This is a genomic window from Nocardioides sp. (assembly GCF_051876515.1).
Lineage (GTDB): Bacteria > Actinomycetota > Actinomycetes > Propionibacteriales > Nocardioidaceae > Nocardioides.
This window is the reverse complement of the sequence record NZ_JBJEHY010000198.1, coordinates 1-24,950: the sequence shown is the minus strand read 5'-3', so window position 1 is coordinate 24,950 and position 24,950 is coordinate 1. Positions and strand designations below refer to the sequence as shown.

Annotated in this window: 29 protein-coding genes; 17 read left to right on the top strand and 12 right to left on the bottom strand. The window is 73.0% G+C overall.

Annotation, left to right across the window (positions count from 1 at the left end; genetic code table 11):
* The 4 genes from ACI379_RS14630 to ACI379_RS14615 all read right to left on the bottom strand — a co-directional run.
* Positions 1-1,115: aldehyde dehydrogenase family protein (locus tag ACI379_RS14630; RefSeq protein ID WP_439792832.1), on the bottom strand; the 1,115-nt coding region annotated here is incomplete at its 3' end.
* 401 nt (positions 1,116-1,516) lie between these two features.
* Positions 1,517-2,737 carry a globin domain-containing protein gene (locus tag ACI379_RS14625; RefSeq protein ID WP_439792831.1) on the bottom strand — a complete coding sequence of 407 codons (1,221 nt, stop codon included), beginning with the start codon at positions 2,735-2,737 and terminating at the stop codon, positions 1,517-1,519.
* A gap of 23 nt (positions 2,738-2,760) precedes the next feature.
* A complete protein-coding gene (locus ACI379_RS14620) occupies positions 2,761-3,210 on the bottom strand; it encodes an RrF2 family transcriptional regulator (protein ID WP_439792830.1) in 450 nt (149 codons plus the stop codon).
* Positions 3,211-3,417: 207 nt separating this feature from the next.
* On the bottom strand, positions 3,418-3,816 hold the full coding sequence (locus tag ACI379_RS14615) for a DoxX family protein (RefSeq protein WP_439792829.1): 399 nt from the start codon (positions 3,814-3,816) through the stop codon (positions 3,418-3,420).
* Positions 3,817-3,893: 77 nt separating this feature from the next.
* Between ACI379_RS14615 and ACI379_RS14610 the strand changes: the two genes are divergently transcribed.
* The 3 genes from ACI379_RS14610 to ACI379_RS14600 all read left to right on the top strand — a co-directional run bounded on the left by ACI379_RS14610 (position 3,894) and on the right by ACI379_RS14600 (position 6,032).
* Positions 3,894-4,220, top strand: coding sequence for a DUF2218 domain-containing protein (locus tag ACI379_RS14610; protein WP_439792828.1), 327 nt, complete (start codon positions 3,894-3,896; stop codon positions 4,218-4,220).
* Positions 4,221-4,318: 98 nt separating this feature from the next.
* Positions 4,319-4,852, top strand: a complete 534-nt coding sequence (locus tag ACI379_RS14605; protein WP_439792827.1) for a SigE family RNA polymerase sigma factor — start codon at positions 4,319-4,321, stop codon at positions 4,850-4,852.
* A 1-nt stretch (position 4,853) separates the two neighbouring features.
* Positions 4,854-6,032 (top strand): hypothetical protein, encoded by a 1,179-nt coding sequence (locus tag ACI379_RS14600; RefSeq protein WP_439792826.1) that lies wholly within the window; start codon positions 4,854-4,856, stop codon positions 6,030-6,032.
* Here the strand turns inward: ACI379_RS14600 and ACI379_RS14595 are convergent.
* Positions 6,029-6,706 carry a TetR/AcrR family transcriptional regulator gene (locus ACI379_RS14595; RefSeq protein ID WP_439792825.1) on the bottom strand — a complete coding sequence of 226 codons (678 nt, stop codon included), beginning with the start codon at positions 6,704-6,706 and terminating at the stop codon, positions 6,029-6,031. The genes ACI379_RS14600 and ACI379_RS14595 overlap by 4 nt on opposite strands.
* Positions 6,707-6,767: 61 nt before the next feature.
* On the bottom strand, positions 6,768-8,828 hold the full coding sequence (gene paaZ / locus ACI379_RS14590; protein WP_439792824.1) for a phenylacetic acid degradation bifunctional protein PaaZ: 2,061 nt from the start codon (positions 8,826-8,828) through the stop codon (positions 6,768-6,770).
* A gap of 126 nt (positions 8,829-8,954) precedes the next feature.
* On the opposite strand from paaZ, the gene paaA reads away from it, so the two are divergent.
* The 6 genes from paaA to ACI379_RS14560 all read left to right on the top strand — a co-directional run bounded on the left by paaA (position 8,955) and on the right by ACI379_RS14560 (position 13,707).
* Entirely contained in the window at positions 8,955-9,917 is a 963-nt protein-coding gene (gene paaA / locus ACI379_RS14585; RefSeq protein ID WP_439792823.1) for a 1,2-phenylacetyl-CoA epoxidase subunit PaaA, read from the top strand.
* A complete protein-coding gene (gene paaB, locus ACI379_RS14580) occupies positions 9,914-10,240 on the top strand; it encodes a 1,2-phenylacetyl-CoA epoxidase subunit PaaB (RefSeq protein ID WP_439792822.1) in 327 nt (108 codons plus the stop codon). Before paaA ends, paaB begins: the two co-directional genes overlap by 4 nt.
* 5 nt (positions 10,241-10,245) lie before the next feature.
* A complete protein-coding gene (paaC, locus tag ACI379_RS14575; RefSeq protein ID WP_439792821.1) occupies positions 10,246-11,244 on the top strand; it encodes a 1,2-phenylacetyl-CoA epoxidase subunit PaaC in 999 nt (332 codons plus the stop codon).
* Complete coding sequence (gene paaD, locus ACI379_RS14570) at positions 11,241-11,774, top strand: 1,2-phenylacetyl-CoA epoxidase subunit PaaD (protein ID WP_439792820.1); 534 nt, start codon at positions 11,241-11,243, stop codon at positions 11,772-11,774. Before paaC ends, paaD begins: the two co-directional genes overlap by 4 nt.
* Entirely contained in the window at positions 11,774-12,850 is a 1,077-nt protein-coding gene (gene paaE, locus ACI379_RS14565) for a 1,2-phenylacetyl-CoA epoxidase subunit PaaE (RefSeq protein ID WP_439792819.1), read from the top strand. Before paaD ends, paaE begins: the two co-directional genes overlap by 1 nt.
* 74 nt (positions 12,851-12,924) lie before the next feature.
* Entirely contained in the window at positions 12,925-13,707 is a 783-nt protein-coding gene (locus tag ACI379_RS14560) for an enoyl-CoA hydratase/isomerase family protein (protein ID WP_439792818.1), read from the top strand.
* A gap of 196 nt (positions 13,708-13,903) precedes the next feature.
* Here ACI379_RS14560 and ACI379_RS14555 read toward each other — a convergent pair whose 3' ends face one another.
* Complete coding sequence (locus ACI379_RS14555; protein ID WP_439792817.1) at positions 13,904-15,307, bottom strand: NAD-dependent malic enzyme; 1,404 nt, start codon at positions 15,305-15,307, stop codon at positions 13,904-13,906.
* Between the two features lie 325 nt (positions 15,308-15,632).
* On the opposite strand from ACI379_RS14555, the gene ACI379_RS14550 reads away from it, so the two are divergent.
* Together ACI379_RS14550 and ACI379_RS14545 are read left to right on the top strand one after the other, a co-directional pair.
* Positions 15,633-16,847, top strand: coding sequence for an amidohydrolase (locus tag ACI379_RS14550; RefSeq protein WP_439792816.1), 1,215 nt, complete (start codon positions 15,633-15,635; stop codon positions 16,845-16,847).
* A 138-nt stretch (positions 16,848-16,985) separates the two neighbouring features.
* Positions 16,986-17,408, top strand: a complete 423-nt coding sequence (locus ACI379_RS14545; RefSeq protein ID WP_439792815.1) for a hypothetical protein — start codon at positions 16,986-16,988, stop codon at positions 17,406-17,408.
* A gap of 37 nt (positions 17,409-17,445) precedes the next feature.
* Here the strand turns inward: ACI379_RS14545 and ACI379_RS14540 are convergent, their stop codons facing one another.
* From ACI379_RS14540 to ACI379_RS14530, 3 genes are read right to left on the bottom strand one after another with little or no spacing between them, the layout of a single operon-like run.
* The gene (locus ACI379_RS14540; protein ID WP_439792814.1) at positions 17,446-17,859 is read right to left on the bottom strand and encodes a DUF1801 domain-containing protein; all 414 of its coding nucleotides are present in this window, start codon (positions 17,857-17,859) and stop codon (positions 17,446-17,448) included.
* Positions 17,860-17,902: 43 nt separating this feature from the next.
* Positions 17,903-18,502, bottom strand: coding sequence for a GNAT family N-acetyltransferase (locus ACI379_RS14535; protein WP_439792813.1), 600 nt, complete (start codon positions 18,500-18,502; stop codon positions 17,903-17,905).
* A gap of 34 nt (positions 18,503-18,536) precedes the next feature.
* Entirely contained in the window at positions 18,537-18,812 is a 276-nt protein-coding gene (locus tag ACI379_RS14530; RefSeq protein ID WP_439792812.1) for a hypothetical protein, read from the bottom strand.
* A 199-nt stretch (positions 18,813-19,011) separates the two neighbouring features.
* Here ACI379_RS14530 and ACI379_RS14525 point away from each other — a divergent pair, with 199 nt between their 5' ends.
* The gene (locus tag ACI379_RS14525; protein WP_439792811.1) at positions 19,012-19,725 is read left to right on the top strand and encodes an alpha/beta fold hydrolase; all 714 of its coding nucleotides are present in this window, start codon (positions 19,012-19,014) and stop codon (positions 19,723-19,725) included.
* Positions 19,725-19,907: a hypothetical protein gene (locus ACI379_RS14520; protein WP_439792810.1), complete on the top strand. Its 183-nt coding sequence runs from the start codon at positions 19,725-19,727 to the stop codon at positions 19,905-19,907. The genes ACI379_RS14525 and ACI379_RS14520 overlap by 1 nt, the downstream gene beginning before the upstream one ends.
* Positions 19,908-19,938: 31 nt before the next feature.
* Here ACI379_RS14520 and ACI379_RS14515 read toward each other — a convergent pair whose 3' ends face one another.
* On the bottom strand, positions 19,939-21,180 hold the full coding sequence (locus ACI379_RS14515) for an LCP family protein (protein ID WP_439792808.1): 1,242 nt from the start codon (positions 21,178-21,180) through the stop codon (positions 19,939-19,941).
* A 129-nt stretch (positions 21,181-21,309) separates the two neighbouring features.
* Complete coding sequence (locus ACI379_RS14510) at positions 21,310-21,504, bottom strand: hypothetical protein (RefSeq protein WP_439792807.1); 195 nt, start codon at positions 21,502-21,504, stop codon at positions 21,310-21,312.
* 142 nt (positions 21,505-21,646) lie between these two features.
* Between ACI379_RS14510 and ACI379_RS14505 the strand changes: the two genes are divergently transcribed.
* From ACI379_RS14505 to ACI379_RS14490, 4 genes are all read left to right on the top strand, one after another.
* Positions 21,647-22,150 (top strand): SigE family RNA polymerase sigma factor, encoded by a 504-nt coding sequence (locus ACI379_RS14505; RefSeq protein ID WP_439792805.1) that lies wholly within the window; start codon positions 21,647-21,649, stop codon positions 22,148-22,150.
* Complete coding sequence (locus tag ACI379_RS14500) at positions 22,143-23,456, top strand: hypothetical protein (protein ID WP_439792804.1); 1,314 nt, start codon at positions 22,143-22,145, stop codon at positions 23,454-23,456. Before ACI379_RS14505 ends, ACI379_RS14500 begins: the two co-directional genes overlap by 8 nt.
* A 58-nt stretch (positions 23,457-23,514) precedes the next feature.
* Entirely contained in the window at positions 23,515-24,048 is a 534-nt protein-coding gene (locus ACI379_RS14495; RefSeq protein WP_439792803.1) for a GNAT family N-acetyltransferase, read from the top strand.
* Positions 24,049-24,159: 111 nt separating this feature from the next.
* Positions 24,160-24,738, top strand: coding sequence for an SGNH/GDSL hydrolase family protein (locus tag ACI379_RS14490; RefSeq protein ID WP_439792802.1), 579 nt, complete (start codon positions 24,160-24,162; stop codon positions 24,736-24,738).
* Positions 24,739-24,950: the final 212 nt, after the last annotated feature.

The following is a 24,950-nucleotide window of genomic DNA, read 5'->3' as shown; positions in this document are numbered from 1 at the left end:
TAGTCGTAGCCGTACACGGCCAGCACCGGCCCGAAGACCTCCTCGGAGTCGATCGCCATCGACTCGTCGACCCCGGTGAGCACGGTGGGGGCGATCTTGCGGCTGGCCGCGTCGGGCAGCTGCTCGCCGGCGGGCGCGGCGTCGCGGCGTACGGCCCCGTGCGCGACGGCGTCGTCGATGAGGCCCGTGACGCGCTGGAAGTTCGCGTCGTTGACGATCGAGGTGTACTCGGGGTTGGTGCGGATCGTCGGCACGATCGTGCGCCACGTCTCGAGCACCGCGTCGATGAACTGGTCCTTCACCGTGTTGGGCACCCAGACGTAGTCGGGGCACAGGCAGACCTGGCCGCCGTTGATCAGGCGAGCGCGCGCGATCTGGGCGGCCGCCTTGGCCACGTCGGCCTCGGAGTGCACGATCGTCGGGTTCTTGCCGCCCAGCTCGAGGGTGTGCGGCACCAGGTTGGCGGCCGCGGCCTGCGCGACGAGCGCACCGACCTTGGGCGAGCCTGTGAAGAAGAGGTGGTCGAACTTCAGCCGCGAGAACTCGGGGCCGGAGGTGACCTCGTCTATGACCACCGCGAGCACCTCGGGCTCGAACCACTTCGCGACGGCGTCGGCCAGCGCCTGCGCGGTGGCCGGGGTCAGCTCGGAGGGGCGGATCACGACGCGGTTGCCGGCGGCCAGCGCGGTGGCGGCGGGCAGGACCGTGAGCTGGACCGGGAAGTTCCAGGCGCCGATGACGCCGACCACGCCGAGCGGGTCGCGGCGCAGGCGGCCGGCGATGGAGGCGCGGCCGGTGACGGGGTTGAGCTTCTTGGTCCTCATCCAGCCGGCCAGGTTCTTGCGCATCGAGGCCAGCTCGGGCATGACGCCGACGATCTCGGTGGCCACCGACAGGGTCTGGGGTCGCGTACCGAAGTCGCGGTCGAGCGCCTCGGCGAACTCGTCGGCGTGCGCCGCCAGCATCGCCTCGACGCGGTCCAGCCACTCCAGACGGGTCGCCAGGTCGGGGATCGGGTTGGCCCGGTACGCCGCACGCTGCAGGTCGAGCAGCTCCTGCCCGGTGGGGGAGCCGGAATCCGCGGTGGTCTGCTGGTCGGGTGCGGTGAGCGTCATCGTGTCTCCTCGGTACGCGCGCGCCGGTCTCGGCGGCGGGACGGCGGGCGCGTCGGGGGACGGGCGGGCCGCGGTGGAAGCCAGAGAACCACAATAGAACGTGTTCTCGACAGGGGGCGGTCCGCGGAGTGACCCGTTGGTACCGCTCCTGGCTGGCCCCCGTACGCCTGCTCCTCCCGCTCCCGTCGTGCTCCCGCCGCTCCGTACCCCCGGGGCCCTTAGTAACGCGTAGTTATCTGGACGAGGTGGCGTCAATTGGGTGCACCCCGTACGGATAACTGCGCGTTACTAAGGGGCCGCCCCTCCGTGCCCCCGCTCCGGGGCCGGTGGGCCGTGGGGGCGGGGGCCGTGGGGGCGGGGGCCGTGGGGGCGGGGGCCGTGGGACCGGGGGCAGGTACGGCTCAGGCGTCGACGAGCCAGGTGTCGGGGCCGAACACCTCGTAGTGGATGGAGGCCGCGTCGACGCCGCGGTCCACCAGCCCGTCGCGCACCGACTCCATGAACGGCAGCGGTCCGCACAGGTACGTGCTGGCGCCGGCCGGCACCTCCAGCGCGTCGAGGTCGACCAGCCCGGCAAGCACGTCCTCGCGGGCGCCGCGGTCGGCGAGGTCCTCGTACCAGCGGTGCAGCGTCGCCTGCGGCAGCTTCTTGACCAGCTTGGTGACCTGGTGGCGGTGGGCGTGGCCGGCCAGCGAGCGGTCCGCGTGCACGACGGTGACCCGACGCGTGCTGCCCGTGTTGGACAGGTGGTGCAGCATGCCGATGATCGGCGTCGACCCGATGCCGGCGGAGATGAGTACGACCGGCTCGTCGCCGTCGCGGAGCACCAGGTCGCCGAACGGCGGGGAGACCTGCAGGGTGTCGCCCTCGAAGACGTTGCGGTGCAGGAAGTTGGAGACCTCGCCCTCGGGCACCTCGGTGCCGTCCTCGGCGGTGTACCCGGGGATCGCCTTCACCGAGATGCACCAGCGGCCGTCGCCGTGGTCACCGGTGAGGCTGTACTGGCGGATCTGCCGAGCGCCGTCGGGCAGCGTCACGCCGACCGAGACGTACTGGCCGGGCAGGCCGGTCGGCAGCGGGGAGCCGTCGGCGGTGGCGAGGACGAACGAGACGGTGTCGGGGGAGTCCTGGAACCGCTTGAAGACGACCAGGTCGGAGAAGACCTCCTCCGGTACGACGCCGGCCTCGGCGTACAGGCCCTTCTCGAGGGTGATGAGGTCGCGCGCCATGTGCCAGTAGACCTCGTCCCAGGCGGTCGCGACCTCCGGCGTGACCGCCTCGCCGAGCACCTCCACGATCGCGGCGAACAGGTGCTCGTGGACGATCGCGTACTGCGCCTCGGTGATGCCCAGCGAGGCGTGCTTGTGGGCGATGCGGGAGAGCAGCTCGATCGGCTCTGGGGAGCTCTCGTCGACCAGCATCGTGGCGTACCGGGCGATCGAGCCGGCCAAGGCCTTCGGCTGCTCGCCGGCCTTCTGGTTGCCGCGGTTGAAGGTGTCGCGCAGCAGCTCGGGGTGCGCGGCGAACATCTTCGAGTAGAAGAGCGGCGTGATCTCGCCGATCGCGGCGCCCACGACGGGGAGGGTGGCGCGTACGACGGCGGTCGAGGTGGCGGACAGCATGGACAGCTCCTTGGGTGTGGGAGTCAGGCGTCCGCGGGCCGCTCGGAGAGGCTGAGCAGCACGCGGGCGGTGGGGGACGCGGTCATGTCACTGATCGTCCAGCCGTCCAACGTCTGGAAGAACGCCTCCTGGGCGTCCCGCAGCAGTGATCGCAACCGGCACGCGTCGGCCAGCGGGCAGGGGTTGCTGCCCTCGCACTCGATGACCTCGCCCTTGCCCTCGAGCTCACGGGCGACCCGGCCGACGGAGGCCGTACGCCCCGCGTCGGTGATGGCCAGGCCGCCGTTGCGACCGCGACGCGTCTCGACCAGTCCGAGGGACTGCAGACGCGTCACGACCTTGGACGCGTGCGTGTACTTCACCACCATCTGGTCGGCGACGGCCTGGGTGGTCAGGGCGTGACCATCGTCGTCGAGGACCGCGAGCCGCATGAGGATGCGAAGTCCGAGATCGGTGAACCGGGTGAGTTGCACGAGGTTGAGCGTAGGTATTCCGTATTGGAAATGCGAATTAAAGCGGTGTGGTGTCGGTCTCGTCCTCGGGGGCTCGGGCGTGCGTCATGCGAACCGGCTGGTTGACGGCGTGCGTCATGCAGGTCGAGTGTGGAGACCCCGTCCGTCATGCAGGCGTCACCACACACGGTTCGTATGACGCGGACGACGCACGCCGCCGCCCCGCGCTCACCGATCCGTACGACGCAGCCAACCCCCGGCGAACAGCGCCCACAGCACCAGCAGCGGCTGGAAGAAGAGCCGTACGAGGCGCTTGGTGTCGGTGTCGAGACCGAAGGCGTCGGTGCCCTCCACGTACTGGGCGATGTTGCCCGGGAAGATCGCGACGAAGAAGGCCGCCAGCAGGCCGCCGATGAGGCGGCGCTGCTTGGGCAGGGCCACCAGGCCGGCGCCAAGCGCGATCTCGACGACGCCCGACCCGACCACTGTCAGGTCCTCGTCGACGGGGAACCACTCGGGCACCTGCGCCTGGAACTCCTGGCGCTGCGTGGTCAGGTGCAGCACCCCGGCGGTGACCATGATGGAGCCGAGGGTGAGGCGGGCCAGCGTCTGCGGAAGGGAAGCCATCCTCGGATCGTAGGAGCCCGGGCAAGGCGGCGGTACCCTCGCCGGCCCCCTTGCCCGTACGTGCCTAGGCTGGCCGGGTGACCACTTCCCGCGCCCTCGTCAGCACCGACCGTCCCGCCCGCTACGGCAAGCAGCTGGTCAACCACCTCGGCCGCAAGATGGGCGGCGAGTGGGACGAGGCCGCCTCCACCGGCTGGGTCGTGCTGCCCGACTCGCGCCTCGAGGTCACCACCGCCGACGGCGTCCTCGACCTCGCCCTCACCTCGACGGAGGAGTCGTTGGAGCAGTTCGAGGGTGTCGTGGGACGCCACCTGGTCCGCTTCGGGAGCCGCGACGAGCTCGTCTGCGCGTGGACCCGCGCCGACGGCAGCGCCGGCACCCGCCAGGAGCACCTCGAGGACTGACGCCCGGCGCGTGCTGCCGGCGCGTACGGGAGAAATGTCGCCGTCCGGCACAACCTCCCGCCCCGCCACCGGATCAACAGGGGTGTGGGAGGTGGCAGATGAGAACGACGACAACGGCTGAGGCGACCGCAATCGGCTTCGACGAGTACGCGGCCAGCGCCTGGCCCCGCCTGTACCGGTACGCGTACCTGCTCACCGGGCAGCACGCCGACGCCGAGGACCTCGCGCAGACCACGCTGCTGCGGACGTACCGCTCCTGGGACAGGGTGCGACGCGCCGACTCCCCGACCGCGTACGTGCGACGCACCCTCACCAACGCCTACCTCGCCTCCAAGCGGCCCCGCGCGGCCCGCCTCGAGGTGTTGGCCGACTCGCCGCCCGAGCCCGCACCGGGGGGTCGGGGCGGTGAGGTCGCCACCGACGACCACCTCACCCTGTGGCCGCACATCCAGTCGCTGCCGCCCCGGCAGCGGGCGGTGGTCGTGCTGCGCTACTACGAGGGCCTCTCCGAGCGGGAGATCGCCGAAGCGCTGGGCTGCTCGCCCGGCACCGTGAAGTCGTCCGCGCACCACGCGTTGAAGAGCCTGCGCACCGCCCTGGGCGAGGCCGGCACCACCTGGAAGGAGGCCTGAGATGACGTACGACGTCGAGTCCGAGATCACCCGCGAGCTGCGCTCCGTCGCCGACTCCGTGACGGTGCCGCCGATGCCGCGCCTGGGTGCGGAGGAGTCCGCGCCCGTGGTGCCGCTGGTCCGTCGCGCCTCGACCTGGCTGGTCGCCGCGGCCGTCCTCGTCGCGGCAGGGGTTGGCACCGCCTGGTGGATGCGTCCCGACCCGGACGCGCCCCAGCCCGCCCCGTCGCCGACGGTCACCGACTCGCCGTCGCCGGAGCCGACGGCCACCGACACCCCGGGCGCCGTGCCGACCGGGGCGCCTACGGTCCCGTACGTCGTCAACGGCGAGCTGTGGGTCGACGGCGAGCAGGTCGAGGGCGAGTGGGCGTACCTCCAGGTCGGCCGGTCCGCCTGGGTCGCGATGCGCGACGACGGCTCCTGGTGGTACGGCCGCGCCGCCCGCGCTCAGCGGCTCGACGCGCCCGGCGCCATCGAGCAGGGCGTGGCGGTCTCCCCGTCCGGCGACCTCGTCGCGACCGTCGTCACCGTCGGCTCCACGCCGTACGTGTGGGGGGTCGAGACCGCGAGCGGGGACGAGTTCGGTGGCGCCGGTTCCGGCGCCGAGCTGCCCACGCCGCCCGACGGCCCCGGCCCGTGGATCGCGGCCGTCACCGACGCCCGGCAGGTCATCACCCGCGACGGTGGGGGCAACCACATGTACCTCGTCGGCAGCTCCGCGCCGATGGTGCTCCTGGCTGACCAGACGCCCGGCTGGACCGTGGTCGCGGGCACCAGCCTCGGCCCCGTCGTCAGCGACGCGCAGTACGCGGTCGACGCTCAGGAGGGCGACGTGAGGCTCGCCGAGATCACGCAGGACGGGACCATCGAGACCACGGCGTCCGTACGCCCGCACGCCGCGCTCAGCACCAGTGAGTTCGGGACCTGGATGGCGTGGATCGGCCCGGGGACGCTCGGCGGTGAGGCGGCCGGGGTGCGCGAGGTGTCGCTGGCTCCGGTCGGATCAGGCACGGCAGGCCCGGACGACACCGTGCTCCGGGCGCCCGGTGGCTGGCTGTTCACCAGCGCCGGAACCTGGGAGGACGACCGGTACGTCGTGTTCACCGTGGTCAGCGAGCAGGGCACCGAGAGGGTCGTACGCTGCGACGCGCAGGCCGCGGCCTGCGTCGTGATCGACTAGCGCGGGCTGCGCGGCCCGCCCACCGGTTCGCCCACCAGCCCGTCGAACAGCACCGACGACACCGTCGCGGCCAGCTGCTCGGCCGGCAACGACCCGTCGGCGCGGTACCAGTCGACAAGCGAGTTGACGGTGCCGAAGACCAGCCGGCTGATCACGTCGGGCGGCACGTCCTGCCGCAGCGCCCCGTCCTCGACGGCACGCGCCACCAGCGCGGCCAGGTGGTCGTCGATCGCGCGCCGCCGCGCCAGCGCCGCCTGCTCGGTCGGCGAGTTGCCGCGCACCCGCAGCAGCAGCGTGACGGCGCTCTGGTGGGCCACCAGGATCCGTACGGCCTCCACCACCGTCGCCCGCAGCCGGTCGACGGCCGGCTCGCCGCGGGTGTGGTCGGCGGCGCGGGCCACCGCCCGGTCGAGCCCGTCCAACGCCTCGTCGAGCGCCGCGGCCAGCAGCGCCTCCTTGGAGTCGAAGTGGTGGTAGATCGCCGACTTCGTCACGCCCAGCTCGCGGGCGAGGTCGCCGATGGAGGTGGCGTCGTACCCCTGGCGGTTGAACAGCTCGACCGCGGTCCGCAGGACCGTGTCGGCGTCGTGGCCCGGCCGTCCCCGGGAGCGCCGCGAGGCGCCGTCCCCGGACGCCGCCGTCGTGGCGGGGGAGTCGGGTACGGAGTCGCTCACGGCCGCATCGTCCCAGACGTGGGTCGGGGTCCGGACCGGTTCCCCGGCCTCAGCCCTCGCCTCAGCCTTCCGCCGCCGCCGCGTCGGGCAGCGGCCACTGCTTGGCGACCAGTGTCAGCACGTCGTACGTCGCCACCGGCTCGTCGGCCGCGTTGGTGACCAGCGCGTCCCAGCGGACCTCGCCGTAGTCGGCGGAGATCCGCGGCGTCACCTCCTTGACGGTCAACGTCACCGTGATCGTGTCGTCCGCCTTCACCGGGGTGAGGAAGCGCAGGTTGTCGACGCCGAAGTTGGCCAGCACCGGCCCCGGGTCGGGGTCGACGAACAGGCCCGCGGCGAGCGAGACGACCAGGTAGCCGTGCGCCACGATCCCCCCGAACAGCGGGTTCGCCGCGGCCGCCTCGGGATCGGTGTGCGCGTAGAACGTGTCGCCGGTGAACTCGGCGAAGTGGTCGATGTCGGCCCGGCTGACCAGACGCGGGGCACTGACGATGGTGTCCCCGATCCGCAGCTCGGCCAGCGACTTGCGGAACGGGTGCGTCTCGCCGGTCAGCCGGCGCGACCCCTTCGTCCAGCGGCCGGTGACCGCGGTCAGCACGTCCGGCGAACCCTGCACCGCGGTGCGCTGCATCAGCGCCAGAACCCCGCGTACGCCGCCGAGCTCCTCCCCGCCGCCGGCCCGACCCGGCCCGCCGTGCACCAGCGTCGGCATCGGGCTGCCGTGACCGGTCGACTCGGCCGCGTCGTCGCGGTCCAGCACCAGCACCCGGCCGTGCCACGGCGCCAGCCCGAGGACGACCTCGCGGGCCACCTCGGGGTCGTGGGTGACCAGCGAGGCGACCAGGCTGCCGCGGCCGCGGGCGGCCAGGCGTACGGCCTCGGTGGTGTCGGCGTAGCCGATCACGGTGCTCACCGGGCCGAACGGCTCCACCTCGTGCGGCTCCTCCGCGTCCGGCCGGGCCCGCAGCAGCAACGGTGAGATGAAGGCGCCCTCGCGGGCGTCGGCGCCCACCACGGTGACGTGGTCGGGGTCGCCGAAGACCAGGTCGCACGACCCGCGCAGCTCGGCCACCGCCCTGCGCACCTCGTCGCGCTGGGCGGAGCTGGCCAGCGCACCCATCCGTACGGTCGGGTCGGCGGGGTTGCCCACGACGACCTTCGCCAGCCGTTCGCGGAGCGCGTCGACGACGGGACCGACCATCGCGTGCGGCACCAGCGTGCGCCGGATCGCGGTGCACTTCTGGCCGGCCTTGGCCGTCATCTCGACCACGACCGCCTTGACGAACAGCTCGAACTCGGGGTCCTCGGGGCGGACGTCCACCCCGAGGATGGAGCAGTTCAGGGAGTCCGCCTCGACGCCGAGGCGCACCCCGCGGTGCAGCACGGCCGGGTGGTTGCGCAGCACCGTCGCGGTCTCGGCGGACCCGGTGAACGCCACGTGGTCCTGCTCGTCGAGCTCGAACAGCAGCGTCCCGGGCGCTCCGCAGAGCAGCTGCAGCGACCCCTCGGGCAGGATCTGCGACTCCACGATCCTCCGCACCACGGCGTGGGTCAGGTACGCGGTCTGGCTGGCCGGCTTGACGATGGTGGGCAGGCCTGCGAGGAACGCCGGCGCCAGCTTCTCCAGCATCCCCCAGACGGGGAAGTTGAAGGCGTTGATCTGCACCGCGATGCCGGGCCGGGAGACGTACAGGTGCTGGCCCAGGAAGGTGCCGGCCCGGCCCAGCTGCTCCGGGGCGCCGTCAAGGACGACGACGTCGTTGGGCAGCTCGCGGACCCCCTTGGAGGCGTACGAGAAGAGGGTGCCGATGCCGCCGTCGACGTCGATCGCGCTGTCACGGTCGGTGGCGCCGGTGCGCCGCGAGAGCGCGTAGAACTCGTCCTTGTGCTCGCCGAGGTGGCGGGCGAGCTGCTTGAGCCGGGCGGCGCGCTGGTGGAACGTGAGCGCCCGGACCGCGGGGCCGCCGACGGTGCGGGCGTGGACCGCCATCGTGTGCAGGTCGATGCCGTGCGCCGACGCGCGGGCCACGACCTCGCCGGTGACGGCGTCGTGGGCGGGGTCGCCCGGCACGTCCGGCCGCACCCAGGATCCGGCGACGTAACTGTCCAGCACTGTGTCCACGCTGATCTCCCGAGTGTCGTACGCCGTCGTGCCGCCCCGGTCGGGCGTGCGGCCGTTGCGTGACCGCGGTCACTGTGTCACCGTAAAACAGAACGATCGGTCAGTAAATGGATCTCGGGAGGTCCCATGACGTTGCGTCCGGCCAGCGAGCCCGACGTCGCCGAGCTCGAGCGCGGGTTCGTGGCCAGCCTCGAGCGGCGGGACCGGATCGAGCCCCGCGACTGGATGCCGGAGGCGTACCGCAGGACCTTGGTGCGCCAGGTCGCCCAGCACGCGCACTCCGAGATCATCGGGATGCAGCCCGAGGGTGAGTGGATCTCCCGCGCACCGTCGCTGCGCCGCAAGGCGATCCTGCTGGCCAAGGTGCAGGACGAGGCAGGCCACGGTCTCTACCTCTACTCCGCCACCGAGACCCTCGGCACCTCCCGTGACCAGCTCACCGAGATGCTCATCAGCGGCGCCCAGAAGTACTCCTCGATCTTCAACTACCCGACCCGTTCGTACGCCGACGTCGGCACCATCGGCTGGCTCGTCGACGGCGCCGCGATCTGCAACCAGGTGCCGCTGTGCCGGACCTCCTACGGGCCGTACGGCCGGGCGATGGTGCGCATCTGCAAGGAGGAGTCGTTCCACCAGCGGCAGGGGTACGAGCTGCTGATGACGATGATGCGCGGCACCGACGAGCAGCGCGCGATGGTGCAGGAGTCCGTTGACCGGTTCTGGTGGCCGGCGCTGATGATGTTCGGCCCGCCCGACGGCGACTCGCCCAACACCGTCCAGTCGATGGCGTGGGGGATCAAGACCCACACCAACGACGAGCTTCGGCAGAAGTTCGTCGACATGAGCGTGCCGCAGGCCGAGGCGCTCGGCGTGACCCTGCCCGACCCCGCGCTGACCTGGAACGCCGAGCGCGGCCACCACGACTTCTCCGACCCCGACTGGGACGAGTTCTGGCGGGTCGTGAAGGGCGGCGGCCCCTGCAACGAGCAGCGGGTGGCGCACCGCAAGCGCGCCTGGGACGAGGGGGCGTGGGTGCGCGAGGCCGCCACCGCGTACGCCGCCAAGCAGCACGAGGAGGTCGCGTCGTGAGCGAGCAGGGCGTGGTCGGGCACGGGCAGCCGGAGCAGGTCCGCGCCGAGTGGCCGCTGTACGAGGTCTTCGTCCGCGCCAAGCGAGGCCTCAACCACGTCCACGTCGGGTCGCTGCACGCCCCCGACGACGCGTGGGCGGTACGGCACGCGCGCGACGTCTACACCCGCCGCAACGAGGGCGTCTCGATCTGGGTGGTGCGGTCGACCGACATCACCGCCTCCAGCCCGGACGAGAAGGACCCGCTCTTCGCCCCCAGCGGCGACAAGGTCTACCGGCACCCCACGTTCTACGCGATCCCCGACGACGTCCCCCACATGTGAGCGCCATGAACGAGTCCACCACCGCCGTCCCCGGTTCCGGGCACGTGCCCCCGCCCGACCTGCACGACAACGCGTACGCCGGCCTCGCCGCCGAGGCCGACGCCTTCGACGCCGCCCAGTGGGCCTTCGGGACCGGCTTCTCCGACCCGCTCGCCGGCATCGACACCTCCGTCCCGGACGGGCTCGACGCGGCCCTGCTCGGGGCGTACGCGCTCGCGCTCGGCGACGACGCGCTCATCGCGGCGCAGCGCCTCGGCGAGTGGTGCTCGCGCGCGCCCGACCTCGAGGAGGACCTGGCCCTGGCCAACCTGGCCCTCGACCTGCTGGGGCAGGCCAGGCTGCTGCTGGCCCGCGCCGCCGCGGCCGACCCGTCGCTGGTGCCGGACCTGCCCGAGCTCGACGGCTCGCCCGCCCCGCCCGAGGACCGGCTCGCCTACTTCCGCGACGCAGACGCCTTCCGCAGTGCGACCCTGCTCGAACGCCCCAACGGGGACTTCGCCGAGTGCGTGGTGCGGGTCCTGCTGCACGCGACCTGGCGACTCGCGCTGCTCACCCGGCTGCGCGACAGCGCCGACCCGGTGCTGGCCGCGGTCGCCGGCAAGGGCGTCGCCGAGCTCGCCTACCAGCGCGACTTCGCCGCCCGCTGGGTGGTGACGCTGGCCGGCGGCACCGACGAGTCGCGGCGCCGCGTCAGCACCGCGCTGGCCGAGGCGTGGCCGTGGTGGCGGGCGCTCTTGGCGCCGTACGACGCCGCCGTCCGCGCGGCGGCCGCCGGGATCGGCGCCGACCCGGTCGCGGTCGCCGCGGAGGCGGAGGAGGTGCTGGCCGAGGTGCTCGCCGCCGCCGGTCTCGAGGCGGCCGGTCTCGAGGTGGCCGGTCACGCGGACCTGCCGGACGGGACGTCCGTACCGACGGGTCGCGACGGCTCGCACACCGCCGACCTCGCCGACCTGCTGGTCGAGCTGCAGCAGGTGGCCCGGGCGCACCCGCGGGGGCTGTGGTGAGTGCCGCCCCCTTCGCCGAGGTGCCCGCCGGCGGCAGGAATGCGTACGCCTGGTCGGTGGCCGCCGAGGTGCGCGACCCCGAGATGCCGGTGCTGACGCTCGCCGACCTCGGGGTGCTGCGCGAGGTGCTGGTGGCCGACGACGGCGGCGTCGAGGTGGCGCTGACCCCCACGTACTCGGGCTGCCCCGCGACGGCCGAGATGCAGGCCGACGTGACCGCGCGGCTGGCTGCGGCCGGGTTCGCGCCGGTGACGGTGCGCCTCGTGCTGGACCCCCCGTGGAGCAGCGACTGGATCACCCCGACCGGCCGTGCCGCCCTCGCCGCCGCCGGGATCTCGCCCCCCGGACCGGCGCCCCGGCACGTGGGTCCGGTGCCGCTGCGCCTCGCGCCCGTGCGCCGTGCCCTGACCTGTCCGCGGTGCGGCGCGTTCGAGGTCGCGCTCGCCTCCGAGTTCGGTGCCACGCCCTGCGTCGCGCAGTACCGCTGCGAGGCCTGCGGCGAACCCTTCGACCACGTCAAGGAGATCTGATGAGCCTCGCGCCGGCGGTGAGCCGTACGGAGTTCCACGCGCTGCGGGTCTCCTCGGTGGAGGCGCTCACCGACGACGCCGTGGCCGTCACCTTCGAGGTGCCCGGTGGGCTCGCCGGCACCTACGACTTCGCGCCCGGCGCCTCGCTCACCCTGCGCCGCGTCGTCGACGGCGTGGAGCACCGTCGCTCGTACTCGATCTGCGCGCCCGTCGGGCAGCCGCTGCGGATCGGGGTCCGCGAGATCCCCGACGGCCTCTTCTCCCGCTGGCTCGTCCACGACGTGCGCCCCGGCGACGAGGTGGAGGTGGCCCCGCCCGGCGGGACCCTGCGCTGCGACCCCTCCGAGGGTGGCCGGCACCTGTGCATCGCCGCCGGGTCGGGGATCACGCCGATGCTCTCGGTGGCCGCCTCCGTGCTGGCGCACCCGGACGCCCAGGTGGCGCTGGTGTACGGGAACCGGTCGACCGCGTCGGTGATGTTCGCCGAGGAGCTCGCCGACCTCAAGGACCGTCACCACGCGCGCTTCGAGCTGCTGCACGTCCTGTCGCGCGAGCCGCGCGAGGTCGACCTGCTCTCGGGCCGCGTCGACGGGCCGCGGCTGCGGCGGCTGCTGGAGGCGCTGGTCGACGTCGGCACCCTGGACCACGTGTGGCTGTGCGGGCCGTACCCGATGATCCTGACCGCGCGCGAGGTGCTGGCGGAGCTGGGCGTGCCCGGGGCGAAGGTTCACGCCGAGCTGTTCCACGTCGACGAACCGCCGCCCGAGCTGCACCACGCCGACGCCGCGCTGGAGGGGGCGAGCAGTGACGTCACGGTGATCCTCGACGGCCGCTCCACCACCTCGCCGATGCCGCGGGGGACGACGCTCCTCGACTCGGCGCAGCGCGTGCGCGGCGACCTCCCGTTCGCCTGCCGCGGCGGGGTGTGCGGAACCTGCCGGGCGCGCGTGGCGTCGGGCGAGGTGGAGATGGTGCGCAACTACGCCCTGGAGGAGCACGAGGTGGCCGCCGACTTCGTGCTCACCTGCCAGTCCTTCCCCACCAGCGACGCCGTGACGTTGGACTTCGACGCCTGAGGCGCCCGTTGGTTGAGCGTCGTTGGTTGAGCTGTCAGTCCGTTGGTTGAGCTTGTCGAAACCCAGGAGGAACCGTGTCCGACCCCGTGCTCGTCACCCGTGAGGGAGCCGTCGCGACGATCACCCTCGACGCCCCCGAGACCCGCAACGCGTTGACCCTGGAGCTCAAGGTCGCGCTGCGCGACGCCGTCGCCGACGCCGCCCGCGACGAGTCCGTACGCGCGGTGATGCTTGCCGCGGCCGGCCCGGCGTTCAGCGTGGGGCAGGACCTCGCCGAGCACGCGGCAGCGCTGGCCGACGGCGCCGAGGCGGCGTTCGCGACCGTACGGGAGCACTACTCGCCGCTGGTCCGCGACCTGGCGACCATGCCGAAGCCGGTGGTCGCCGCGGTCGGCGGTACCTGCGTCGGCGCCGGGCTGGGGATCGCGCTGGCGTGCGACCACCGGGTGTTCGCGGAAGGGGTGCGCCTGGCGACCGCGTTCACGGGGATCGGCCTGACCTTCGACTCGGGCCTGTCGCTGACGCTGCCGGACGCCGTGGGCGTGGCGCGGGCCCGCGACCTCGTGCTGTCGGGCCGTACGTTCACCGCCGAGGAGGCCGTCGCCTGGGGGATCACCGGCGAGGTCGTCGCGCCCTCGGAGGTGCTGCCCACGGCGCTGGCGCTCGCCACCCGGCTGGCCGCCGGCCCGACCGTGGCGTACGCGGAGTCGAAGGCGCTCCTGGTCGCCTCCGGCCGCCTCGACGCCGCGCTGGCCGCCGAGGCCGACGCCCAGACCCGCTGCGGCGCGACCGCGGACCACGCTGCGGCCGTCGCCGCCTTCCTGGCCCGCGAGCGGCCGGCGTACGAGGGCCGCTGAGGGCCGCTGAGCGCACCTCCGCCGGACCTCCCCGCCCACCGCCTCACCCGCCGCCCCGCCTTACCGCCGCCGCCTTACCGCCGCCCCGCCTTAGTAGCGCGCAGTTATCCGTACGAGGGCGGCTCAACCGCACGCACCTCGACCAGATAACTGCGCGTTACTAAGGGATGGGGACCCGGCGACCTGACCGTACGGCTCAGCCGCGCGCGGCCTTCCCGCTGATCGCGTCCGCGACGGCCTTGGGGACCGCGGAGTCGAAGACCGACGGGATGATGAAGAACGGGTTGAGCTCGTCGTCGGAGACGCAGGCCGCGATCGCCTCGGCCGCGCGGAGCAGCATCTCGTCGGTGATCTCCGTGGCGCGCGCGTCGAGCAGGCCGCGGAAGACGCCGGGGAAGGCGAGCACGTTGTTGATCTGGTTGGGGTAGTCCGAGCGGCCCGAGGCGACGATGGTGGCGTACTCGCCAGCGGCGACCGGGTCGACCTCCGGGTCCGGGTTCGCCAGCGCGAAGACGATCGGGTCGGTGGCCATGCCGGTGATCCACTCGGCGGGCAGCACGCCGGGGGCCGAGACGCCGATGAACGCGTCCGCTCCCGCCAGCCCCGCGCGCAGGTCGCCGGTCACACCGCGCGGGTTGGTCCGCTGCGCGAGCTCCTCCTGGCTGGCCGAGAGCCCCGCCAGCCCCGGCACCAGGCAGCCGACGCGGTCGTACACGACGACGTCGGGGATGCCGGAGGTCTGCAGCAGGTTGACGATCGCGGTGCCCGCGGCCCCGGCGCCGGAGACCACGACGCGGCTCTCCTCGACCTTCTTGCCCACGCAGCGCAGCGCGTTGAGCAGGGCGGCCAGCACCACGATCGCGGTGCCGTGCTGGTCGTCGTGGAAGACGGGGATGTCGAGGCGCTCGCGCAAGCGGCGCTCGACCTCGAAGCACCGCGGCGCGGCGATGTCCTCGAGGTTGATGCCGCCGAACCCGGGGGCGATCAGCTCGACCGTACGCACGATCTCGTCGACGTCCTGGGTGTCGAGGCAGATCGGCCAGGCGTCGATGTCGGCGAACCGCTTGAACAGCGCCGCCTTTCCTTCCATGACCGGCAGCGCGGCGCCGGGGCCGATGTTGCCCAGGCCGAGCACGGCGGAGCCGTCGGTGACCACGGCGACCGAGTTGCCCTTGACGGTCAGGCGCGGGACGTCCTCGGGGTGGCGGGCCAGCGCGGCCGAGACGCGGCCGACGCCGGGCGTGTACGCCAGGGACAGGTCGTCACGGGTGCGCAGCGGCACCTTGGAGGAGACCTCGATCTTGCCGCCCAGGTGCACCAGGAACGTACGGTCCGACACCTTGTGCACCTTGACGCCCTCGATCGCGTCGACCGCGTCGCGCACCTGCTCGAAGTGCTCGGCGTCCGAGGACGAGCAGGTCACGTCCACCACGAGCCGGTCGTGGCTCGACTCGGCCACGTCGATCGCCGTGACCACGCCCCCGTGACCGGAGATCTCTGTCGCGACCCGGCCCACGACCCCGTGGTCGGGGACGGTGTGCAGGCGCATCGTGATCGAGTACGACGAGGTGGTGGCGGACCGGGGGGCGGAGTCGGGCATGGGCGTCCTCGGGAGAGTGCGGCGGGGGGATCGGCACCCGGCCGACAGGCGTTCTCCACGCCCCGCCGGAGCCCCTCGACACTACGCCTGTGAGCGGCGATCGCCCTGGTCGGGCGCGTACCGCCGAGTAGGTACGGCCGGCCCGCGGGCGGGGCTCAGCGAACGAGGTGCATGGGCGCCTCCTCCGATGCCGCCCCCGTGGCCGACCCCCGCTGTCCGGGTGCCCGTTCGGGGTCCGGGACCCGGGGTCGACGGGGCCCGGGGCGCTGGGCATGCTTGGCCCAGCACCGGAGCCGACGGGCCCGGGCAGAGCCCAGGAGAGTGCATGACCACCATCCCCACCGACGAGCTGATCGAGCGTTGGGTCGCGTTCTACGAGGAGGCTCACGCCCACCCCGAGCTCTCCCACGCCGAGCACCGCACGACCGAGCAGATCGAGCGGGCCCTCGACGCCCTCGGGGTCGAGCACTTCCGGGTCTCCGCGACCGGCACGGTCGGCGTCGTCCGCAACGGTGAGGGCCCCACGGTCGCCTTCCGGGCCGACATCGACGGACTTCCCGTCACCGAGGAGACGGGCCTGCCGTACGCCTCGACCGTGGTCGCCGACAACGGCGGCGAGCAGGCCGGGACCATGCACGCCTGCGGGCACGACACCCACTTCTCCACGCTGCTGGCCGCCGTCGACCACCTGCTGGCGCACCGCGACTCGTGGGCCGGCACCCTGGTGCTGGTGTTCCAGCCGGCCGAGGAGGTCGGCAGCGGCGCCCGCGCCATGCTCGACGGCGGCCTGTGGGAGCGCGCCCCGCGCCCCGAGGTCGTGCTGTCGCAGCACGTCGGTCCGCTCCCGGAGAAGATGGTCGTGCTCCGCGAGGAGAACATGTTCAACCTGGCCGACACGATCACCGTCACCGTGCACGGCAAGCAGGCCCACGGCTCGCAGCCCGAGTCCTCGGTCGACCCGATCGTGGCGGCGGCGTCGATGATCGTGCGGCTGCAGACGATCTCCTCGCGCGAGGTCGCGCCCACCTCGGGCGTCGTGGTGACCGTCGGCCGGATCCGCGGCGGCACCGCGCCCAACATCATCCCGGACACGTGCGAGTTCACGATCAACGTGCGCACCCCCGACCCCGCGGTTCGCGAGACCGTCATGTCGGCGGTGCACCGCATACTCGACGCCGAGGCGGCGGCCTCGCGGGCGACGGTGACCCACGAGGTCAACAGCACCTTCCCGCGCTGCTTCAACGACCCCGAACAGACCCGCCGCGTCCGCGCCGCGCTGGCCGAGGCGTTCGGGGAGGCGGCGATCATCGGGTTGCCGCACCCGGTGAGCGCGTCGGAGGACGCCGGTCTGCTCGGCGACGAGATCGACGTGCCGACGGTCTACTGGATGTTCGGCGGCTTCACTGGCGACGCGTTCGCGGACGGTCAGATGCCGGCCGGCAACCACTCGCCGCAGTTCGCGCCGGACGGCCGGGCGGCGCTGCGTACGGGGACGACCGCTGCGCTCTCGGTGCTGCGCACCTACCTGGCCGCTGGCTGAGGACGTCGCGTACCCGGACAGGACGACCGTGGGTTTCGGGGGTCCGTACGGACACCTCGGCAGGTTTGTCCTGTTCCTGTACGACTTCTTGGGTTTCGCGGGGTGTCGGCGGAGCCGGGGAGCGTGTTTCGATGGCACATGACCTCGGGGAGTTCGGACACGTACGCACGCGACTTCGTGGCGGCGATTGCCGCACGTGACGCCGCGGGGCTGGTCTCGGTACTGGCGCCGGGCGTCGACTTCCTCGGCCTCACGCCGCGACGGTTGTGGGAGGCCGACGACCCGGCCGGTGTCCTGGACATCGTGCTGGGGCACTGGTTCGAGCCCAACGACCGGGTTGTGGGGATCGCGGAGATGACCGAGTCGGTGGTCGCCGACACCCGTCGGCTGGGCTACCGGCTCGACCTCGAGCTGCCCAGGGGGCCGTACGTGGTGGAGCAGCAGGCCTACTACCGCACCGACGAGCGGGGCATCGCCTACCTGCGGATCCTGTGCTCGGGGTTCCGCCCGGCGACGGGCGTCGTCGTGGACCCGCCGGCGCCACGCTGGCCCGAGGCGTGACGGGTTGCCGCTCCTCCCTGTGCGCGTGCGGTGAGCCTCACTCCGGCACGTGGTTGGTCTCCCAGCTGCGCCGGACCAGCTCGCCGAGCACGTCGCGGTCGACCGCGTCGAGACGCTTGAGGTAGAGGCAACCCTTGCCGGTGGTGTGCGGGCCGAGACGCTCCAGCAGGTCGGCGTTGGAGCCGTAGAACGTGAGGCCGTACAGCGTCAGCGCCGTCTTGCGGGCGGCCACGCCGAGGGCGAACCACTCACGGGTGACGCCGTCAGCGGTCGTGTACGGCTGGCGGCCGAACCCGATCATCGAACCGCCCCACACCACCGGCTCGGCGCCCGTGACCTCGCGGATCTGCTCCACGACCTCGCGGGCGTCGTCGGCCCGACGGGTGTCGGTGACGGCGCCCAGGACGTCGTCGACGCTCTCCGTCCCGGCCTTGGTCTTCCGCTCCGCCATGCGCGCCTCCGTGGGTCGTGGGCCGCGGGCTGCAGCCGTACGGTCAGCCTAGGTCCGGGGACTGACGGAACTGCTCGGCGCGGATCGCGTAGACGTACTCCGAGGCCCAGGCGCCCTTGAACCAGACGGCCTCCACGAGGTGCGCCTCGCGGGTCATGCCGACCTGCTCCGCCAGCCGGGTGGAGGCGTCGTTGGCGTCGACGATGATCGCGACGACGCGGTGGACGCCGAGCACGTCGAAGGCGTACCGGAACAGTCCTGCGACGGCCTCGCGGGCGAGCCCCTGCCCGTGCTGGTCGCTGGCCAGGGCGTACCCCACCTCGGCCTGCCCCGGCCCCTCCCACTTGAGCAGCACCTCGCCGACCACACGCCCGTCGTCGCGACGCTGGACCGCGAGGACGAGCCAGTCGCCGGGCTCGTGCCACCGCGTCATGGTGGTCCGCTTCGCCAGGAACTCCTCGGTCGCGGCGTGGTCCTTCACGACCCACGGGGTCCAGCGCACGACGTCGGGGTCCGCGTGGAAGCGCAGCAGGTCCTCGAGGTCGTCGGGCCGGTGCGGACGCAGGACCAGCCGCTCGGTGAGGAGCGGCTGGTCCTGGGTCGGCCACGCGATCTGGGCGACGTCGAGGGTCGGCTCGGTCATGCGCCGACCCTACGGCGGTCCCGCCGGACCGTGCTCAGTCCCGGTCGCCCCGCAGCTCCAGGGTGGTGCCCGGGGGGAGGGCCTCGACCAGACGCAGCCGGGCCAGCGCCGGGTTGTCGGCGAGGACCTTGGCGCCGTTGGCCAGCGACCGCAGCGCGGCGGTCTCGGCCCGCGCCTCCTCCAGCTTGGCCTTGGCGCGCCACCGGTTGCGGTGCCGACCCGGGCGGAGCACGACGGTGGGGCGGCCGTCGCAGCGCTGCAGGGCGGTCATCCAGGGGTGGACGGTGAAGTGGGTGGTGGTCGGGTTCATCGGCGGCCTCCTTCCGGTACGTGGTGCCGATGCGTGGGACGCCCCCGCGGACGCGGGGACGGTGAGGTGGTGGCCGCCGGCCTCCCGGGCGCGCGGGGTCGTGCCCGTCGTGCTGACCGGGTACGCCGCAGGGCGCGCACGGGGTGCTGACCGGGGGCCACCACCGTGTGTGAGGGGAGTCGAACCCCGGTGCCTTGGCATGACCAGAGTGGGGAGGTACGACGCGCGGGACCCGCTCCGGCACACCGGTCGGGCCGCTGATCTCTCGGGGAGGACGGTACGCAGTCCGACCCCCGGCCCGCACCTGAATATCGGCGGGACGAGCGGGGACGACCGGGGTAGGCAGAAACTGTCGGTGGGCTTGCGTAGGTTCCTCGGCACGTCACCGATCTCGGGAGGAACCCCCATGGACATCGTTGCTGTTGCCGGACTCTGGCTCGACGGATCTGCCTGGGACGAGGTGGTTCCCTCGCTGACCGAGCGTGGTCACCGGGTCCGAGCGGTCACGCTCCCCGGCCAGGGCGACGGCACCACGTCGGCCACCCTGGAGGACCAGGTGGCGGCCGTCGTGGCCGCCGTCGACGAGTGCGGCGGTCCGGTGCTCGTCGTGGGCCACTCGGCTGCCTCGACCCTGGCCTGGCTGGCTGCCGACCGCCGCCCCGACGCCGTGGCCGCCGCGGCCCTGGTGGGGGCTACCCCAAGCCCGCGGGGGAGACGTACGCCGACTTCTTCGAGCCGGTGGACGGGGTCGTCGCGTTCCCCGGGTGGGGACCGTTCGACGGCCCCGACATCGCCGACCTCGACGAGGAGACCCGCGAACGCGTGGCCGCCGCCGCCGTCACGGTGCCGGAGGGCGTCACGCGTGGCATCGTCACGTACACCTCCGAGCGGCGTCGTGACGTGCCTCTGGTGATGGTCTGTCCGGAGTACACCCCCGAGCAGGCCAAGGAGTGGGTCGCCGCCGGTGAGCTGCCGGAGGTGGCTGAGGCGCGCCACGTGAGCTACGTCGACATCGGCTCCGGGCACTGGCCCATGTTCAGCGTGCCCGCCGAGTTCGCCGACGCCCTCGACGAGGTGGCGCGCAGCCTCGCCTGACGCCCGGTGCCGGCGGGCCGCGAGAGCCGCGTCAGCCGCAGATGCCGTAGCGCAGGAGCTCCGGGTCGACCTCGGGGTCGGTCTCGGGCGTGTGGGTCGTGGTCCCGGGGTCCGGCGTCTGCGTGCCGGTCTTCTTGCCGCCATCCTTGCCGGTGCCGCCGGGGGCCTTGGACGCCGAGGTGGAGTCGGCCAGCTGCTCCTTGGTGAGTGGCTGGTCGTCGAGGATGCGCTGCCACACGTCCTCGGCCTCCGGGAGCAGGACCACGCGGTTGGGGTCGGCGGGGTCGAGCTGCCACGGCGCGGTGACGAACTTGATCTTGTCCATGCCGATGCCGCGGAACTGGTAGCCGAGGCCGGCCAGGTCCATCAGGTTGTCGACGCCCGTCAGCTCGACGGACTCGATGAACGCGTTGAGGAGGTCGTAGACCTTCTTCGGGTTGGACAGGGTCTGGGCGCTCACGACCTTCTTGGCCAGCGCCGCGATGAAGACCTGCTGCCTCTTGATCCGCCCGGTGTCGGAGCCGTCGAGCACCCGCTCGCCGTACTCGTCGAAGCCGGACCGGATGCGGACGTAGTCCAGGGCCCGGTCGCCAGCGACCTCGCGGGTGCCGGGCTCGAGGGTGATCCCCGTCTTGGGGTCGTGGATGTACGTCGGTACGCAGATCGGCACCCCGTCGACGGCGTCCACCATCTCCTTGAAGCCGGCGAAGTCGAGCACGACGGTGTACTCCAACCGGATCCCGGTCAGCTGCTCGAACTGGGCGATCGTGCAGGCGGGGCCGCCCGCCTTGAAGGCGTCGTTCCAGATGATGCTGTCGGAGCCCGGGATGGTCTCGCCGCTGTCAGGGTCCTTGCAGTCCGGACGCGCCACCATCGTGTCGCGGGGGATGCTGATCCCGTACGCGCGCTCACGGTCCGCGGAGAGGTGGACCAGGATCGTGGTGTCGGAGACCCCACCGCCCTCCTCGCCGTCGATCTTGTTGTCTCCCGCCCGGGTGTCCTGCCCCATCACGAGGATGTCGATGGCACCCTTCGGGCCGGTGTTCTCCGGCCGCGGCTCGACGAAGTCGTAGTCGGGGTCCTTGATCTTGGCGCTGAGTTGGCGGTAGCCGTACACGCCGGACAGGGCTGCGACGAGGGCGAACGCGAGCACGGCGTACCCGACGACGCGACCGACGCGGCGCGGCGTCGAACGGCGCTTGGCGCGGCGGCCTCGGCGGGACCACTCCGGCGGGGAGGTCGGGTCCTCGGGGGTGCTCGTCGCCTCGCTCACTCCACGCCTCTCCTGGGCGCTTGTGTCAGGCCCCGTCGCAGAGTGGCGCGACCCGGACACGCCACCGGGGTGCCGCCGTGGCACCCGTGCTGGTCAACGCTACCGAACCCGTGGTCGGTGACCTCGCACTCAGGTGTCGGAGTTGAGCGTCGAGAGCAGCCTCATCGCGCCGTACACGACCGCGCCGAGAACGACCAGCGTCAGGACCAGCTTGACCAGACCCCACACGATGCTGAGCGCGGTCCAGATGATCCACACCGCCACCACGCCCAGCAGGACGAGGCCCAGGGTGCCCAGGAGGGAGGAACTGCCGGTGTCAGCCATGCCCCCAGCGTGGCACACGGACACCAGCGGCGTCGCCGCGCGATTCGCCGCCAACCCCTTCGCGCAACCCCTTCGCGCAACCCCTTCGCGCAACCCCTTCGCCAACCTTTTCGGCAGCCCGCTGCGTTGACAGGGTGTGGGCATGGACATCGACGGGTTCTCCGAGTGGGCGGACGGCTGCCAGCAGCGGCTGCTCCGCTCGGCGTACCTGCTGACCGGCGACCTGGGTCGCGCCGAGGACCTCGTCCAGGAGGCGCTCGTCAAGGTCGCCCTGCGCTGGAACCGGCTCCGCGACGGCCAGCCCACCGCGTACGCCCGCACCGTCATCGCCCGCGACAACATCTCGTGGTGGCGCCGGCACCGACGTGAGGTCGTGGGCGTCGACGGGCACGCCGCCCGCGACCGCGCCTCGACCACGGACGAGCCGGACGTACGGCTTCTCGTCCTCGACGCACTGGCCCACCTGACCCCCGCGCAGCGCAAGGTCGTGGTGCTGCGCCACTTCGACGACCTCACCGAGGCCGAGACCGCCCGGGTGCTGGGCGTCAGCGTCGGCACGGTGAAGTCCCAGAACGCCGCCGCCCTCGCACGCCTGCGCGAACGCGCCCCCGAGCTCGCTGAGCTCACCGGGAGGAACCATGACTGAGCACGGAACCGACCAGCTGCGCCACGCCCTCGGCGCCGCCACCGACGACCTCCCGGTCCGCGACCGGGGCGCCCTCGCACTGGCCGAGGCCGGCCGCGTACGCCGCCGTCGCCGCGCCGTGACCGCCGGCGTCGCCGTCGCGGCCGTCGTGGCGGCTGTCGTCGTACCGCTGTGGGTGGACGGAGGCGCCGAGGTGGCTCCGGCGCCGTCGCCGACCGGGACGACCGGGACGACCCCCGCCGAGCCGACCCCGACCACCCCCACCGTCGGGGCGAAGGGCGACGGGAAGCTCGGCGACCACACGATCTGGGACCCCGCCACCCTGGCCGACCTCCCGGTCACCTCCTCGCTGCTCCACGACCTCACCCCGCCCACGAGCGCGCCCAGCGTCTTCGACGACCCGGTCAAGGCGATCGGGCTCGTCTCCCCGGTGCCCGGGCGGGACCTGATGCTGCTCGGCCCCGACAACCGCTGGCGCAGCATCCCCGGCACCGCCGAGGCGGCCGGCACCTGGTCCGACGGCACCCCGCACACGCTGCGTCCCTCCCTGAACGCCAGCGGCACCCTCCTCGCCTTCGCCACGGTCGAGGGCGCCCGCGTCATCGACGTGAGGGACGGTTCCTCGACGGTGCTGGACTGGCCGGCCGGGACGTACCCCTGGGACACCCCGCCCGCACTGCACTGGACCGACGGCGACACCGCGCTCGTCGTCGACGACTGGGACCGCGCCTGGCGGCTCGGCCTGGACGGCAGCCTCACCGAGCCGCGGTGGGCGCGGCACTCCGACGGGGAGATGGTCACGGAGCCCGACGGCACCCTGTGGCAGTTCGACTGGAAGCAGCGCCAGCTGTGGCGCTGGAACGACCGCGGCATCGACCACAAGATCGTCGACCCCCTCACCTGGGGAGCCGGCTGGGTCGCTCGAGGCGACCGGGTCGCCGCCAACGGCAGCATCGACGCGCCCGACAGCGAGCTCGACGACAACGCGTACGCCGGTCCCGCCGTCCTGGAGTGGAGCCAGGGTGAGCCGGTGGCGTACGCCCCGATCCTCGACAAGAACGCGGTGTACACCGACAACGGTCACCTGCAGCTGCGGGGGTTCACCGACCACGACACGCTGCTGATGGTGGTCCGGGTCGACGACTTCGGCGACAAGGTCGACGACGTCGACACCTACCTCGTCGAGTGGGCCTACGAGGAGGGCGAGTTCACGGTCCTCGGGAAGACGTCCGGGGTGGGGCTGACCGAGGACGGCCTGCTCAACGGTGCCGTCGCCGTGGACGCGCTGAGCGAGATGGCTCGCTGAGGGGATCCTCCGGGGGAATCCGCTTGGCCGCTGCTCGACCCCGTGGTGGGATCGGGAGATGACCGAGCTGCGACGCCCCGAGGAGTCCCTGTACGCCCCTTGGCTGGACGCCGTCGCCGACTTCGCCGGCACCGCTGACGACGGGTCCGGCTCCTGGCAGATCGCCGGGTTCGGCCCGGACCGCGCCACCTTCGACGCGCTCCTGAAGGTGGTGGTCCGCGAGGGCGACACCAGCCGCCCGCTCGACGACGGTCTTGTTCACTGCAGCTACTTCTGGATCTTCGACGGACCCGGCGCGGACGCGGAGATGGTCGGCTTCCTCGCGCTGCGGCACGCCCTCAACGACTACCTCGAGCGGGTCGGCGGCCACATCGGCTACTCCGTACGCCCCGGCCGCCGCCGGGAGGGCCACGCCACCCGGGCGCTGGCCACGGTGCTGCCCGAGGCGCGGGCGTTGGGCCTGGACCGGGTGCTGGTGACCTGCGCGGAGGGCAACGATGCCTCGGCCCGCACCATCGAGGCCAACGGCGGCGTCATGGAGGACGTGCGTGAGGCAACCCGCCGCTACTGGATCGACCTCGCCGACCGCTGACGTCGACGACACCGCAGGCAGTTCGCGTCGCCGAGCACCCCTCCGCGCCCAACCGCGGTCCCCGGGGCACTGAACTGCCTGTGCAGTTGTGGCCGCCGGGACAATGGGGGCGTGAGCCACCGCATCGTCGCCCTCGGCGACTCGCACCTCGACCGCCTCGGCGCCCGGCAGCAGCGTCTGGCCTGCGCCCGGCACGCGGCCGGGGACCCGGCCGCCGAGGCGGCGGTCGTCAACGTCGCGGTCGGTGGCTCCCGGACCTCCGAGCTGGCCGAGCAGGTCGCGGCCGTGGACCCGGCGCCGGGGGACCTCGTCGTGGTCTCGATCGGCACCAACGACGCCGCGTCCTGGTACCCGGTCCCGCTCGACGAGGCCGTCTCCCACCTCGCCGCGACCTTCGCGGAGCTGGCCCGGCGGGGCGTCGGGCGGGTCGTCCTGCTGACCACGCCCGGTGTCGACCGGGCCCGGCTGCCGCAGTCCAACGACGGCACCGAGGCGGACCTGCGCGAGCACGCCGCCGCGTACGCCGACCTCGCCCGCGCCGGCGGACACGAGGTGGTCGACGCCGCTCGCGTCCTGGCCGACCTCGGCCCGGACGCCTTCGTCGACGACGGGCTGCACCTCTCCCCGTCGGCGTACGACCGGCTGCTCCCGGTGCTCGCCGCGTCGCTCTGCGGCCACCCGCCGGCCTGATCCGTGCTGGCGCCACGCCCGTACCGTCAGTACGTTGGCAGGCATGAGCCACGCCGCGCTGCTCGACCGGGTCCGTCGCCAGCGGGAGCAGCTTCCCGCCATGTACGACGCGATCGACCCCGCGCTCGTGCCCGAACGGCTCGCCCTGGGCGCCGACGACCCGTCCGAGCTCGACCCGGTCAAGGGCGTGGACCGCGCCGAGCTGCTGGCCG

What these genes read in the sequence shown, in the direction of transcription:
- ACI379_RS14530 (WP_439792812.1), bottom strand. Translation starts at nt 18,812, where the DNA reads ATGAACCCGACCACCACCCACTTCACCGTCCACCCCTGGATGACCGCC.
- paaE (WP_439792819.1), top strand. Translation starts at nt 11,774, where the DNA reads ATGAGCCTCGCGCCGGCGGTGAGCCGTACGGAGTTCCACGCGCTGCGG.
- ACI379_RS14520 (WP_439792810.1), top strand. Translation starts at nt 19,725, where the DNA reads ATGGTCTGTCCGGAGTACACCCCCGAGCAGGCCAAGGAGTGGGTCGCC.
- ACI379_RS14540 (WP_439792814.1), bottom strand. Translation starts at nt 17,859, where the DNA reads ATGGCGGAGCGGAAGACCAAGGCCGGGACGGAGAGCGTCGACGACGTC.
- paaC (WP_439792821.1), top strand. Translation starts at nt 10,246, where the DNA reads ATGAACGAGTCCACCACCGCCGTCCCCGGTTCCGGGCACGTGCCCCCG.
- ACI379_RS14605 (WP_439792827.1), top strand. Translation starts at nt 4,319, where the DNA reads ATGAGAACGACGACAACGGCTGAGGCGACCGCAATCGGCTTCGACGAG.
- ACI379_RS14615 (WP_439792829.1), bottom strand. Translation starts at nt 3,816, where the DNA reads ATGGCTTCCCTTCCGCAGACGCTGGCCCGCCTCACCCTCGGCTCCATC.
- ACI379_RS14550 (WP_439792816.1), top strand. Translation starts at nt 15,633, where the DNA reads ATGACCACCATCCCCACCGACGAGCTGATCGAGCGTTGGGTCGCGTTC.
- ACI379_RS14535 (WP_439792813.1), bottom strand. Translation starts at nt 18,502, where the DNA reads ATGACCGAGCCGACCCTCGACGTCGCCCAGATCGCGTGGCCGACCCAG.
- ACI379_RS14600 (WP_439792826.1), top strand. Translation starts at nt 4,854, where the DNA reads ATGACGTACGACGTCGAGTCCGAGATCACCCGCGAGCTGCGCTCCGTC.
- ACI379_RS14625 (WP_439792831.1), bottom strand. Translation starts at nt 2,737, where the DNA reads ATGCTGTCCGCCACCTCGACCGCCGTCGTACGCGCCACCCTCCCCGTC.
- ACI379_RS14525 (WP_439792811.1), top strand. Translation starts at nt 19,012, where the DNA reads ATGACCAGAGTGGGGAGGTACGACGCGCGGGACCCGCTCCGGCACACC.
- ACI379_RS14510 (WP_439792807.1), bottom strand. Translation starts at nt 21,504, where the DNA reads ATGGCTGACACCGGCAGTTCCTCCCTCCTGGGCACCCTGGGCCTCGTC.
- ACI379_RS14545 (WP_439792815.1), top strand. Translation starts at nt 16,986, where the DNA reads ATGACCTCGGGGAGTTCGGACACGTACGCACGCGACTTCGTGGCGGCG.
- ACI379_RS14505 (WP_439792805.1), top strand. Translation starts at nt 21,647, where the DNA reads ATGGACATCGACGGGTTCTCCGAGTGGGCGGACGGCTGCCAGCAGCGG.
- ACI379_RS14555 (WP_439792817.1), bottom strand. Translation starts at nt 15,307, where the DNA reads ATGCCCGACTCCGCCCCCCGGTCCGCCACCACCTCGTCGTACTCGATC.
- paaA (WP_439792823.1), top strand. Translation starts at nt 8,955, where the DNA reads ATGACGTTGCGTCCGGCCAGCGAGCCCGACGTCGCCGAGCTCGAGCGC.
- ACI379_RS14500 (WP_439792804.1), top strand. Translation starts at nt 22,143, where the DNA reads ATGACTGAGCACGGAACCGACCAGCTGCGCCACGCCCTCGGCGCCGCC.
- ACI379_RS14495 (WP_439792803.1), top strand. Translation starts at nt 23,515, where the DNA reads ATGACCGAGCTGCGACGCCCCGAGGAGTCCCTGTACGCCCCTTGGCTG.